17 protein-coding genes are annotated in these 12186 nt (G+C 64.8%); 6 read left to right on the top strand and 11 right to left on the bottom strand.

What is annotated here, in order from left to right:
- Positions 1-89 precede the first annotated feature (89 nt).
- Entirely contained in the window at positions 90-860 is a 771-nt protein-coding gene (locus HF684_RS04150; RefSeq protein ID WP_169251474.1) for an IclR family transcriptional regulator, read from the top strand.
- Between the two features lie 31 nt (positions 861-891).
- On the opposite strand, the gene HF684_RS04145 is transcribed toward HF684_RS04150, so the two are convergent.
- The 3 genes from HF684_RS04145 to HF684_RS04135 form a co-directional block, all read right to left on the bottom strand.
- Complete coding sequence (locus HF684_RS04145) at positions 892-1278, bottom strand: DUF1304 domain-containing protein (RefSeq protein ID WP_169251473.1); 387 nt, start codon at positions 1276-1278, stop codon at positions 892-894.
- Complete coding sequence (locus tag HF684_RS04140) at positions 1275-1538, bottom strand: DUF2277 domain-containing protein (RefSeq protein WP_039207958.1); 264 nt, start codon at positions 1536-1538, stop codon at positions 1275-1277. The genes HF684_RS04145 and HF684_RS04140 overlap by 4 nt, the downstream gene beginning before the upstream one ends.
- Positions 1539-1624: 86 nt before the next feature.
- Entirely contained in the window at positions 1625-2188 is a 564-nt protein-coding gene (locus tag HF684_RS04135) for a dihydrofolate reductase family protein (RefSeq protein WP_169251472.1), read from the bottom strand.
- A 200-nt stretch (positions 2189-2388) separates the two neighbouring features.
- On the opposite strand from HF684_RS04135, the gene HF684_RS04130 reads away from it, so the two are divergent.
- Positions 2389-3147 (top strand): glucose 1-dehydrogenase, encoded by a 759-nt coding sequence (locus HF684_RS04130; protein ID WP_169251471.1) that lies wholly within the window; start codon positions 2389-2391, stop codon positions 3145-3147.
- Positions 3148-3257: 110 nt separating this feature from the next.
- Here the strand turns inward: HF684_RS04130 and HF684_RS04125 are convergent, their stop codons facing one another.
- The 4 genes from HF684_RS04125 to HF684_RS04110 all read right to left on the bottom strand — a co-directional run bounded on the left by HF684_RS04125 (position 3258) and on the right by HF684_RS04110 (position 6648).
- Positions 3258-4040, bottom strand: a complete 783-nt coding sequence (locus HF684_RS04125) for a nucleotidyl transferase AbiEii/AbiGii toxin family protein (RefSeq protein ID WP_211168063.1) — start codon at positions 4038-4040, stop codon at positions 3258-3260.
- The gene (locus tag HF684_RS04120) at positions 4037-4624 is read right to left on the bottom strand and encodes a hypothetical protein (RefSeq protein ID WP_169251470.1); all 588 of its coding nucleotides are present in this window, start codon (positions 4622-4624) and stop codon (positions 4037-4039) included. Before HF684_RS04120 ends, HF684_RS04125 begins: the two co-directional genes overlap by 4 nt.
- Positions 4625-4759: 135 nt before the next feature.
- Entirely contained in the window at positions 4760-6253 is a 1494-nt protein-coding gene (locus HF684_RS04115; protein ID WP_169251469.1) for a multicopper oxidase domain-containing protein, read from the bottom strand.
- Positions 6250-6648 (bottom strand): hypothetical protein, encoded by a 399-nt coding sequence (locus HF684_RS04110; protein ID WP_169251468.1) that lies wholly within the window; start codon positions 6646-6648, stop codon positions 6250-6252. The genes HF684_RS04115 and HF684_RS04110 overlap by 4 nt, the downstream gene beginning before the upstream one ends.
- 152 nt (positions 6649-6800) lie before the next feature.
- On the opposite strand from HF684_RS04110, the gene HF684_RS04105 reads away from it, so the two are divergent.
- The 3 genes from HF684_RS04105 (at position 6801) to HF684_RS04095 (ending at position 9029) form a co-directional block, all read left to right on the top strand.
- Positions 6801-7979, top strand: coding sequence for a sensor histidine kinase (locus HF684_RS04105; RefSeq protein WP_169251467.1), 1179 nt, complete (start codon positions 6801-6803; stop codon positions 7977-7979).
- Between the two features lie 5 nt (positions 7980-7984).
- Positions 7985-8656 carry a response regulator transcription factor gene (locus tag HF684_RS04100; protein WP_211168113.1) on the top strand — a complete coding sequence of 224 codons (672 nt, stop codon included), beginning with the start codon at positions 7985-7987 and terminating at the stop codon, positions 8654-8656.
- 121 nt (positions 8657-8777) lie between these two features.
- Positions 8778-9029 (top strand): hypothetical protein, encoded by a 252-nt coding sequence (locus HF684_RS04095; protein ID WP_169251465.1) that lies wholly within the window; start codon positions 8778-8780, stop codon positions 9027-9029.
- 18 nt (positions 9030-9047) lie between these two features.
- Here the strand turns inward: HF684_RS04095 and HF684_RS04090 are convergent, their stop codons facing one another.
- Positions 9048-9401, bottom strand: coding sequence for a VOC family protein (locus HF684_RS04090; protein WP_169251464.1), 354 nt, complete (start codon positions 9399-9401; stop codon positions 9048-9050).
- Between the two features lie 4 nt (positions 9402-9405).
- On the bottom strand, positions 9406-9939 hold the full coding sequence (locus tag HF684_RS04085) for an O-acetyl-ADP-ribose deacetylase (protein ID WP_169251463.1): 534 nt from the start codon (positions 9937-9939) through the stop codon (positions 9406-9408).
- Between the two features lie 76 nt (positions 9940-10015).
- On the opposite strand from HF684_RS04085, the gene HF684_RS04080 reads away from it, so the two are divergent.
- Entirely contained in the window at positions 10016-10786 is a 771-nt protein-coding gene (locus HF684_RS04080) for a class II glutamine amidotransferase (RefSeq protein ID WP_169251462.1), read from the top strand.
- Between the two features lie 33 nt (positions 10787-10819).
- On the opposite strand, the gene HF684_RS04075 is transcribed toward HF684_RS04080, so the two are convergent.
- Positions 10820-11044, bottom strand: a complete 225-nt coding sequence (locus HF684_RS04075; RefSeq protein ID WP_169251461.1) for a sulfurtransferase TusA family protein — start codon at positions 11042-11044, stop codon at positions 10820-10822.
- On the bottom strand, positions 11041-12096 hold the full coding sequence (locus HF684_RS04070; RefSeq protein ID WP_169251460.1) for a YeeE/YedE family protein: 1056 nt from the start codon (positions 12094-12096) through the stop codon (positions 11041-11043). Before HF684_RS04070 ends, HF684_RS04075 begins: the two co-directional genes overlap by 4 nt.
- Positions 12097-12186: the final 90 nt, after the last annotated feature.

Raw genomic sequence — 12186 nt, 5'->3', positions numbered from 1 at the left:
CTCTCGTCAGGGTAGTGATCCGCACCACCCGAAGCCACAGTGATCCCATTCATTGAGAATCTGGCATCGGAACCGCTAGAATCCGAGGCATGGCGAACTCTCCTTCCGGCGATTCGATGATCGATCGGCTCGTGCGCGTGCTCGCATCCTTCGACCCGGACCATCAGAGCCTGAGCGCCGAGGAGATCGCAGAGCGTGCCGAGCTGCCGAAATCGACGGCGTACCGACTGATCGGTGAGATGATGCGTCACGACCTGCTCCAGCGCGACCCCACAGGGCGCATCCGGATCGGGGTCGGAATGTGGGAGCTGTCGAACCGCGCCTCGGATGCCGTTGATCTGGCTTCGGTGGCCCGCCCGCACATGATGGGTGTGCATGAGTTCGTCGGTGAGAACACGCAGTTGGGCATCCTGCGGGAACGCGAGGTGCTCATCATCGAGCGCATGTCGGCGCCGAATGCAGTCATCCACCGGTCGAAGACCGCCGGTCGGCTGCCCGCTCATGCGTCCTCCTGTGGGCTCGTGCTTTTGGCCTACGCGCCGAAGCATCAGCGGGAGGCATATCTGCGGGGACCGCTGGCCGCGATCACGGAGAAGACGACGACGGATCCTGCCTCATTGCGCACAATGCTCACCTCGATCCGGTCTCACCATTTCGCCGAACTGTCCGGCCATATCGATGAGGGCACGACTGGCATCACGGTTCCGGTCTTCGACGCCGGCGGGGCGGCGATCGCCGGTCTCGGGGTCGTCATCGATTCGGAGCATCGGAAAGGAGTGCCTGCGATCATGCGGGTCCTGCGGACCGCCTCGGCGAGGATCACGCAAGATCTTGCGAACGATCGTCGCTTCGCCGACTGAGCAGGATCGCTGCGGCTCGGACCACGACGACTCAGATCAGCACGCCGACGATCAGGCAGAGAATTCCCAGCAGCGGCAGTGTTCCCTGTTTGAGCGCCGAGGCGAGCAGCTCGCGGCTGGAGAGCGCGAGCACCAATGCCGCGGCGACCATCGATCCGGCTCCGACCAAGACGAGGGTGAGTCCGACTTCGGCAGCGCCTGTGCCGAAGACGATGAGGCCGATGAACACGGTGAGAGCGAGGAAGAGGTTGTAGAAGCCTTGGTTGAAGGCCAGGGACTTCGTCGTCTCGGCCTCGGCTTCGGTCGTGCCGAAGGTGGCGCGGGCACGTGGACTCGTCCAGGCGATGGATTCCAGGTAGAAGATGAAGACGTGCAGGGCGGCGGCAAGGCCGGCGAGGACGAGTCCGGCGATCGTCATGCGCGGGCCGCGAATCTCGCTCGTCGCTTCTCCGCCTCCTCCTCTCGATTCTTCGGCGGCGCGTTCGTCACCAGCGCATCGAGGAGATGCTGAGTGGTGTGCGCGATCTCCTCGACCGCGGCGTCGAAAGCCTCGGCATTGGCCTGCGAGGGTTTCGTCGTCCCGGCGATCTTGCGCACGTACTGCAGAGCGGCGGCATGGACTTCGTCGGAAGTGGCTGCGGGCTCGAAATTATGGAGGGTTCTGATGTTTCTGCACATGCTGAAACGGTACTCCTCGGCACTGACACAGAACAGATCTTCCGCCGACTGCGGACGGAATTCTCGAGGATTGGAGCGCTGAGCCTTCAGTCCCTCTTAGGCCGGTAGGTGCGGCCGAAGCTGCGCGGATTGGCCTCGTCGATCGTGGCGAGTTCCCAATCGAGGCGTCGCCCACCGGGGACATCGAAGATCCGCGTTCCGTCCCCGAGGAAGACCGGGGCGACGTAGACCTGGAGTTCGTCGATGAGGTCGACCTCGAGCGCCTGCCGGGCGATATCGGCGCTGATGATCTGGATATCGCGGTCACCGGCGATCTTCTGGGCCCGCTCGACCGCCTCGGTGATGGTGCAGTTCATCGCCGTCACCGAGGCGTCTGCGGCCAATTCCTCGGGACGATGGGTGAGGATGATTTCCGTCCCCGACCACGCCCCACCGTACGGTTCGGCTGTCATCTCATCGCGGATGTCGGCCTGCGCCTTGGCCGCGTCATAGCCGCGCCGACCGGAGATGATGACCGCGACCTTCGATGCCATGTCCTCCGTGGTGTCCTCGGCGGTCTCCGCGGTCTCGCCCAGCCACGACATGTCATGGCCCGGCCCGGCGATGAACCCGTCGATCGAACAGGTGAAACCCCATGCTACTTTTCCCATCACTCCCCCTCGAGCTGGCGTAATCGGCTCTAGTGATTGCAGATTGCAATTAGTCAACCACTGTTGAGCGCCTCAATCAATGCTTGACGCAATCAAGCAGCCCCGCAGTCAGTGGAATGCTCTCCGGAATTTCATCGTTGTGCCTGATGAGGGCCACATCAGCCGGGCTCCGCAGATTTTCGAGAAAGAAGGACATCGCCATGGCAGATTTCACGAACAAGGTCGCACTCGTCACCGGTGGAGGCTCCGGACTCGGAGAGGCGATCTCCAAGGACCTCGCCTCCAAGGGCGCGAAGGTGGTCCTCACCGACATCAATCTCGACGCCGCGCAGCGCGTCGCCGATGAGATCGCCGAAGCCGGAGGAACCGCCTCGGCGATCCAGCAGGACACGTCCTCGAAGGAGGATTCGGAGAAGGTCGTTCAGTTCGCCGTCGACACCTATGGTGGGCTCAACTTCGCCGTGAACAACGCAGGCATCGGCGGCAAGCAGGTGCCCGTCGGTGAGACCGACCTCGACTCCTGGGACAAGGTCATCGACGTCAACCTCAACGGCGTGCTCTACGGCATGCGTTTCCAGATCCCGGCCATGCTCGAGTCCGGTGCGAAGGACTCCGCGATTGTCAATATGGCTTCGGTTCACGGAACCGTCGCCGCGATCAACAACGGCGCGTACACCGCCGCGAAGCACGGCGTCGTCGGCATCACGAAGAACGCCGCCGCCGAATACGGCGCGGAAGGTCTGCGCATCAACGCGGTCGGCCCCGGTTACATTACGACTCCGTTGCTGGAATCGAGCCTCGATGCCGAAACCCTTGAAGGGCTCAAGGCCAAGCACCCCCTCGGCCGCCTGGGCACCGCAGATGAAGTAGCTAAGGTGGTGTCGTTCCTGCTCTCCGACGACGCTTCGTTCGTCAGCGGCGCCTACTACCTCATTGACGGCGGCTACACCGCGGTGTGAGGCCCCCGGCCGGCGAACCGGACCTGGCGTTCAATGTTCCGTGCTGTTCAATCTCCTTGAACACCTGCGGTTCATTGAACACCGGGAATCGTCTGCCCGCGGGCCATGGTTCAGACCGACGACCAAGCAGCCGCCACCGCTTCTGCAGCCGCTTTCGCAGTCACCTGCGGTCGGCACTGATGGGCGAGATCAGTCGTCCACGCCTGCTCTGAAGGAATCGAAGCGAACGACACGGCACCCGGGCTCGTGAACGGCCCGTGACGCGAGAACAGCTCTGCGGCCTCGCTGCTGATGATCCCATTGACCGCCATCGCCCACATGTCATAGAGATCGCGAGAGGCATGTCTGTCGTTCCACGCTACAAGTTTCGCTGCAGCGAATGCAGGAGCAGTCAACACGGTGAGCCGAGCAGGCGGCGCATCACTGTAGCGCTGTTCGATTTCTCGCCACTCGGTCGGCCAAGGTGGATATCCCTTCTGCGACAGCAGTTGAATCTGAATACGCGAATCGGCTACCGACATCACCGCAGGCTCCGAACGCCGAGTGTCAACCAGATCCGGAGTGAACGCCGGGCGGCCCAACGAGCGTCGCAGGCTCCTGCTCACCGCGGCTTGGATGAATCCGGCCACCAGCTGCCTGTCGCCGACGGCGATCAGATCGATGTCCTCAGACAGCCTCAAATCGGTCAGATGGGTGCGTGTCAGCGCAGTTCCACCGAAGAAGATGACGTCTTCAGAGACCGCTGCTGATAGAGCCGCCAGGACATGCGAAATGAGATGGTCACGGCGCACCTGGGATTCCGCGACACCGAAATCCTCAGCGATTGAGCTCGCCTCGTCTGCGTCGAGTAAACCCGGATCCGGCCCCGGCATCGGAGCCTTCGCTTCACTCATGCCTTCTGCCCCGTCCCCCGCACAATTCGTCTCACGGCGTCATTTGCTCGAACTGATCCGCCGACGACCTCGGCAAACTCGTCGAGGTCGATCTGCGGCCGCAGGTTCCTGGCCGCCTCTGCCGATGCTTCAGGGTTGCCACCCTGTGCCGGCCTCATCAGCAGGTCGAAGAGTGTCTGCTCACGAGACGCGATCAGCCCCGAGCCGAGCTCGGTCCTCTCCACTGAAGCGTCAATGCCACCCAGATCGCGATGAGCAAAATACACGGTTCCGCTTCCGACCCGAAGAGGCCTGCGCCCGGCGACAGGGATCGCCACCACCGTACTGCCGATGGCACGAGGGATCGCACCCCAGAATCGAGCAGCGCCGATCCCCATGAGAATCGCCTGTCGACTTCCGTGCCTGGACGCGGCAACCGCAAGCGCGGCGGCCTCAAGACTCGGTGACCATGTACGGGCATCCTGGCCATTCGGAGGTGCGGTGTACACCCCCCGCGCGATGCGCTTGAGCGCACCTTGGTCGACGAGGTCATCGAGTACTCTCCACGAGTTCGTCCCGAGACTTCGCGCATCCTGATAGCGCATCGTCCTCATCGGCGCACGAGCGACCGCCCTGAGGATATCGATCGCATCTGTCATTCCGACCACCTCTCAACTATGCACAAATATACCTTTTCGGTATATTTCTGCATAGTCACGCCAAAATGGTTGTGGCCCACCTCAGTGCTCGTGCCCGGCCGGCACTCCGACTTCTGCCTCCTGACCTCGCTCGATGACGACTAACTGGCCCATCATGCCCTCGTCCTCGTGCAACAGCATGTGGCAGTGATACATGTACGGCATCGTCGGGTCGGTGAAGTCCTCGAATCGCATGAGCAGCCGGTAGTCGCGATTCGGTTCGAGGTAGATCGTGTCCTTCCTTCCGCTCATCTCCACCGGCGGCGCCTCCCCATCGACCGAGAGCACGTCGAACTGCACATCATGGACATGGAAACTGTGCGGAATCGGCTGCCTGCTGCGCACTTCCCACACCTCGGTGTCGCCGACGTAGGCCACCTCGTCGATGCGGTTCATGTCCATCCGCTCACCGTTGATCTCACGTTCCTCGAGTTCGAACTTGCGGGTCCTGGCGGCCTCGGGCCCGTCCAGGGCATCCTCCTCGGCGTGCTTCGACGGCGACCACGCAGGTTCGGGAGCAGGTTTCAGGGTCTCGGCTGCGCGGAATTCGAGAACGTCGAAGGAATCGTGACCGCCCATCGTCGCCGGCACCGCCACCCCGCCGAGGTCGACCTCGGCCGAACGCATCCGCACCGTCTCGCCCGCCGAGAAGTCGACGACCACCTCGGCGCGCTCCCCCGGCGCCAGGCGGAGCCGGTCGACCTCGGTGGGTTCGCCGAGGAGTCCGCCGTCACCGGCGATGAGATCCATCGTCCGGTCGGGGAATTCGAAGGCGTAGGTTCTCGCCGTCGATCCGTTGAGCAGGCGCAGCCGCACCTTCTCCGACGCCACTTCCTGCACTCCGCCGATCGTGCCGTTGACCATGACGGTGTCGCCGAGCATCCCCGGCTCGGCACCGTCGTGCGAAAGCTCGAGCTCACCGTCCTCGAAGGATCTGTCCTGAACGATGAGCGGCAGGTCGTCGACTCCGTATTCGTCCGGCAGATCCGCCTCAGTGCTGGCATCGTCGTCGAGGATGACCATCCCGGCCAGCCCTTTGTAGACATGGTCTTCGGTCTTCCCGTGCGGATGCGGGTGGTACCACAGGGTCGCGGCCGGCTGGTCGATCGTCCAGTACGGCTTCCACGTCTGACCAGGGTCGATCATCTGGTGCGGTCCCCCGTCCATCTTCGCCGGCAGATGCATCCCGTGCCAGTGCACGCTCGTCGGTTCGTCGAGGTCGTTCGCGACGTCGACGGCGATCTTCTCCCCGCGCTCGGCCCGCAGGGTGGGCCCGAGAAATGACCCGTTGAATCCCCAGGTCTCCGTCGGCCCGTCCTGTCCGGGGAACTCCGTCGCCCCTTTCTCAGCGGTGAGGTCGAAGGTGCGCACACCGTCGTCGACCGTCGATTCCGCCAACGGCGGGATGGCCAGTTCGTTGTCGAACTCGGCCTGCGTCACCGAGGTGGTCGACACTCCGCAGGCTGCCAACCCGACCGCGACGACCACCGCAACGGCGGCACCGGCCGCGACCGAGGCATGCCTGCGCCGTTTCATCGCTGCTCCCGCGTCCTGAGCATCGCCTGGATGCCGAAGGCCGCCAGTCCGGTGAGGGCACCGATTCCGGCGCCCATTCCGAGGCTCGGGATGAGTGCCATGAACACTGCCGGCCCGTTGCTGATCAGCCCGGTCCCGGCGAGCAGTCCGCCGAATGCGAGGGTGAGGAAGCCGTGCGCCGCACCGCAGATCGTCAGGGTGAGCACGGGGCGAGCGACGCGGGCGAAGCCGACGGTCCCGATCCAGATCGCACCGGTGAGACCGAGCAGGGTCAGCGCGCGGACGGCACCGTCACCGAGAATGGGCCACAGTCCGGTCAGCGGCCACAGCAGTGCCAGAGAGGACAGACCGACGATGAGCGGCCAGGACAGGGGGCGTTTCGAATGTGTTGTCATACCCTCAACTCTTCCGGCCGACCGTTCTTCGCACATCGGCGCTGAGGCGTCAGTTCCGCCCGCCCGAAGGCGAGACCCGAGTCGCCTGCAGGCGATCGCCGGATCGACGCCGGACGACTGCGGCGAACGCGTTTGCTCCGTAGTCTTGGACTATGGGTTCGGCAGATGCTGGTGAGACGGGTGAGGAGCGCGAGCGCCTCGAGCCGTGGCTGACCGATGCTTCTCTGGCGGTTGCGGTGACCCTGGTGATCTCGCTGGTCATCGCCGCCGATGCCGAGTCGTCCCCGCTGCCCGGCGTCGCCTGGGCCATCGGCTTCGGCGCTCTGCTGCTCCTGCGTCGCCGACTGCCGCTGGCCGTACTGGCCGTGACCGTGTTCGGGATCTTCGCCTACTACGCTCTGGATCTGCCGCCGATCGGCATGGTCCTGCCCGCTGTCGGCGCTCTCTACTCCACTGCCGAGGTGCGGCGCACCTCGTGGTCCGTGCTCGGCGCCGCCGTCCTTATCGCGGTGTCGACGTTCTACAGGTTCGATGACCTCGACCCGCGTGCCCACCTGACCGGGTACGGCTTCGTCACCGAACTGGCGTTGGCCGCCGCCGCAATCGCCCTCGGCTCCGTGGTCCGCTTGGTCCGCGAGACCCGAACGCAGTCGGCGCGCATCGCCGCCCTCACCTCCGCCGAGGAATCCCGAGCCGCCGAGGCGCGAATGCACGCCGAACGGGTGCGCATCGCCCGCGACCTCCACGACACGATCGGCCACACCCTGTCCGTGGCTTCGCTGCACACCTCCGTGGCGGGCGAGGCCGTGGACCCGGACGACCGTGCGGCCGCACTCGAACGGGTGCGCGGTGCCACCTCGGAGGCACTGAGGGAACTGCGTCGCACAGTCAGAGTCCTCCGCGAGGAGTCCGCGGGCGAGACCGACCCGGGTCCCGCCTCGGCGTTGGGGTTGGCTTCGATCTCCTCCGTCATCGAGGCGGCCCGCGCCGCCGGCCTCGACGTCACGGTCGACCTCGACGTCGACCCCGGACAGCTGCCTCGGGCCGTCGACGCCGCGGCATTTCGGATCGTCCAGGAATCGGTGACGAACGTGCTCCGCCATTCCGGGGCGAACGCGGCCCATGTCTCCGCGCAGGTGCACGGTGACGAGCTCATCGTGCGCATCGTCGACAACGGTTACGGCGGAACCGTCGATCCGGAGCCCGGTGCCGGCATCCGCGGGATGAGGGAACGGGCGGGACTGCTCGGTGGTCGCCTCGGTGTCGGGCCGAACGACGAAGGGTTCACTGTGACCGCGCACCTGCCGATCGATGTCGAGGAGGAACCATGACCGAGGTGATCCGCGTCGTCATCGTCGACGATCAGGAACTCGTTCGGGCCGGTCTGCGGCCCCTGGCCGAACGCGACGGTGACATCACGGTCGTCGCCGAGGCGGCGAACGGAAGGTCAGGCCTGTCGCATGTGCGGGAGCTGCGCCCCGACGTCGTGCTCATGGATATCCGCATGCCCGTCATGGACGGGATCGAAGCGACGCGGGCCATCGTTGACGACGCTGCGTTGAACGGGGTCAGGGTGCTCATGCTCACCACCTTCGACGAGGACGAGAACGTCTTCGCCGCCATTCGGGCGGGAGCCGCCGGGTACTTGCTCAAGGATGTCTCTCCCAGCGATCTGCGCGCCGCGATCCGCGCTGTCGCCGCCGGTGATGCCCTGCTGTCACCATCGGTCACCGCCGGGGTCATGCGGGCCGTCGCCGAGGGACATTCCCCCGATCCGATCGGCCATGGACTCGATGAGCTGACGGAGCGGGAGGTCGAGGTCCTCAGCGGAATCGGGCGTGGGCTGACCAATGACGAGATCGCCGCCGAACTCTTCCTCAGCCCCGCCACGGCTCGCACTTACGTCAGCCGGCTGCTCACTCGCCTCGATGCCCGGGACCGTGCCGCGCTCATCGTGCTCGCCTATGAGACGGGGTTGGTCCGGCCCGGCGATGCCACCCCTCGCTGATCGACGACTGCTCCCATCGAACGTCCTCAGAGCACCCAGTGCACACTCTGTTTGCAGGCGTAGCGTGGCAGGCACAGCCCAAAAGGTTTGGACCGTGGACGAAAACACAAGGTGATCGACCATGAGCACGACACAGACCTATCAATATCCGAAGACCCTGGCGGTGGTCCTCGGCAAGAGGGCGGCACTGTTCCTCTTCATCGGCGTCCTCGGGTTCCTCCTCGTCAAGATCGTCGGCCCGATCCTGCAGTCCGGCCCCGAGTATGTCGTCGAGGCCGTCGTCTCCGGGATTCCGCTGCTCATCGCCGCCGGCAGCGCTATCGCCGCGCTGACTTTGGCGATCGTGCACAGAGTGCGTCACAAGGCTGCGTGAATACTGCCCCACATGGGTTCACTCCGGGTGCGCGACGATATTGAACACGTTGCCGTCGGGTGCGCGGACGAAGAGCCGTCGCACTCCCCATTCTTCGTGGGTGAGCGGGTGGATGATCTCGATGCCCTGCTCCTGGGCTTCGGCGAAGGCAACGTCGACGTCCTCGACGAGCACCGAGGCCACGGGATTCGTCTGCCCCGTCTCATCCTCGGTGAGCACCTGCACGCTGGCGCCGGTTTCCGGGGAGGTGAAGCGTGCGACCCAGCCGAGGTTGAATTCCTCACTGCTCAGCCCGAGGAAGCCCGAATAGAACTCCCGCGCGGCGTCGATGTCGTCGACAGCGATGTCCGGGATGATCCTGTTGACCTTCATGGCATCACCACTGATCGTGGTCGAAGATCTGGCAGAACACGCTCGTCATCTGATCGCTGAAGAGGACGAACTGGACCTCATCGATCGATTCCCAGCGCCCGCGGGACCGGCCGTCGACGATGACACTGTGAGCCGCCTCGGCGACGTCTCTGGGCGACCAACCGTAGACTCCGCCGCCGATGGCGGGGAAGGCTATCGAGGTCGCACCGAGCTCCTCGGCGAGGTTGAGGCTCGATTCGAAACAGGACTCGAGGATCTCCGGGTCCGCCTCGCCCGCGTTCCGGTTCGGTCCGACAGTGTGGATGACCCAGCGGGCGGGCAGATCTCCCGCCGAGGTGGCCACGGCCTGGCCCGGCGGCAGACCGCGCACATGGGTCGTCTGTCTGACCTCGCGGCAGGCTTCGAGGAGCGCGGGACCGGCCGCGCGGTGGATGGCTCCGTCGACCCCGCCGCCACCGAGCAGGGACGAATTCGCGGCGTTGACGATCGCGTCGACGGCCACCTCGGTGATATCGCCTTCGAGAACCGTGATCTTCATGTCTTGAGTCTAGACATCGGCACTGACATTGCCCACCGTTTCGGGCGTAACCTGAGGTCAGCGCGAAGGAGGGCTCATGTGCAGACTGCTCGGGTTCATCTCCCCCACCCCGACTACGGCCGGGGATCTCATCGGGACCGATGAGTGCAGGCAATGGCAATCGATGGGGACCGTCCACGATGACGGATGGGGCACGGCATGGATCGACACCCGCGCCGAGGCGGTCGCACGGTTCCGCACGCCCACGGAAGGGGCGGATGATCCCCGGTTGGCCCGGGCATTGGACACGGATGTCAGTGAAGGTCGGATCTGCCACCTGCGGATGGCGACGACGGGGCTGGCCGACCTCGAGGAGAACACGCACCCGTTCCTCGCCGACGGTGTGGCGATGGCGCACAACGGTTCTGTGCACCCGATCGAACGACTGCGCGAATTCGTCAGCGTCGCCGAGGCGGACGAGGTGGGCGGAACGACGGATTCGGCGATCATCTTCGCCCTTGTTCTGCAGCGGTTGCGGCAAGGTGAGTCGCTGCTCGGATCCGTGGTCGGGACAGTGCGGATGCTGCGGGCCGGTTTCGATCACCCGGGCATGAATCTGCTTTTCCTCACTCTCACAGAGATGATCGTCGTCCACGCCACCGCGGGCACGCAGGTGCCGTATCTGCAGGGTCCGCTGCCGCCGGATCATCACGATCACTACTACCGGATGAGCTGGCGGCGTTTTCCCGACAACGCAATGATCGTGTCCTCCTCGGGGCTCGACCACAAGGGGTGGAGCCTCATCGAGCAGAACACGATCATGCGGCTGACCGTCGCCGATGGGGCGGAGACGATCGTCAGACTGTAGGGGTGTGCGGCCGGGTTGGGGCCGTCAGGCCGGTCAGGCTTTCTGGACGGTGATGGTCCAGCTGGCGTCGGTGACCCGGTCGAAGTGGGTGACAGGGTAGCCGTTCTCGGCGGCCCACTGCGGGATCGCCTCGGTGGCCTGGGTGCAGTCGAAGTTGATGACGAGTTCGTCACCGGCGGTGAGACCGTTCATCGCTTCTTTGGCTTCGACGAGTGGGAAGGGGCAGACCTGGCCGTCGGTTTCGAGTACTTGCTTCATACTGTCCTGCTTTCTGCCGCGGGCGCTGCGACCTGCGACTGCTTCGGTTTGATGGTGGCCTTCGCCGCGATTCCGGCGCCGGCGATCATGAAGACCATGGACACCCAGCCCTGGTATTCGAATTGGGCGGTCGAGACCATGGCGTTGCCGACGGTGCAGCCGCCGGCGATGGCCGCGCCGACGCCCATACCGATTCCGCCGATGATCGACTTGATGATCGTGCCCTTGTCCGGCACGCGGACCCGGAACTCGCCGGAGGCCTTGGCGGCGATGAAGGAGCCGACGAGGATGCCGATGACGAGCATGACACCCCAGTCGATGAGCTGTGTGTCGCCGGTGGTGAGGAACCCGGTGAGGTTCGCCGAGGGGGTGGTGATGCCCAGACCGGAGTTGCGGCCCGTGGCGGCAGAGAGCGGCCAGGCGATCGTGGCGATGATGCCGATGACCACGGCGGTGGCGAAGGGGTTCCAGCGCTTCTCGGTGAGCAGGTGCGCCAGGCCGGTCTTGCGCGGCGGCAGGGTAGCCATCGGGGCCTTGAGTTTGCGATTGTGATGGACGGCCAGCCAGATGGCGATCGCTGAGATGACGGCGACGAAGACCCAGGGACTCAGCCCGGTGCTCGCCTGCAGGGTGCCGTTGTCCAGGGTGATCGAGCGGATTCCGTCGGTGAAGCCGGCGAGAGGGCCGAGCTTCATAACAGCGGAGAACAGCGCGTAGAAGATGAGGGCGAACCAGCTGCCGACGAGTCCTTCACCCGCTCGGTAATAGGTGCCCGTCGCACAGCCTCCGGCGAAGACGATGGAGAAGCCGAAGATCAGTCCGCCGACGATCGAGGCCAACCACGGGAACGGTGTGGCCTCAAGACTGATGACCCCGAAGCTGTTGAGCAGGAACAAGCCGATGGAGTGGACGGCGATGAGGACGATGAGGGCTGAGAACCAGCGCGTGTTCCCCGTCAGGGAGAGGTCGCGGAAAGCCCCGGTCACGCAGAAGCGCCCACGCTGGAGGACGAATCCGAGGACGAGGCCGACGATGAGTCCGGTGATGATCATTGAGCTGCTTTCTGTTCACGGCAGGTTCGCGGACGAACACAACAGTTGCCCATTTTGCTCAACAATCCGGGGCGAGTCAACCGGGGAGGA

Source organism: Brevibacterium sp. 'Marine', assembly GCF_012844365.1.
Taxonomy (GTDB): domain Bacteria; phylum Actinomycetota; class Actinomycetes; order Actinomycetales; family Brevibacteriaceae; genus Brevibacterium.
The sequence above is the reverse complement of the archived record's forward strand: the minus strand, read 5'-3'. Positions and strand labels throughout refer to the sequence as shown.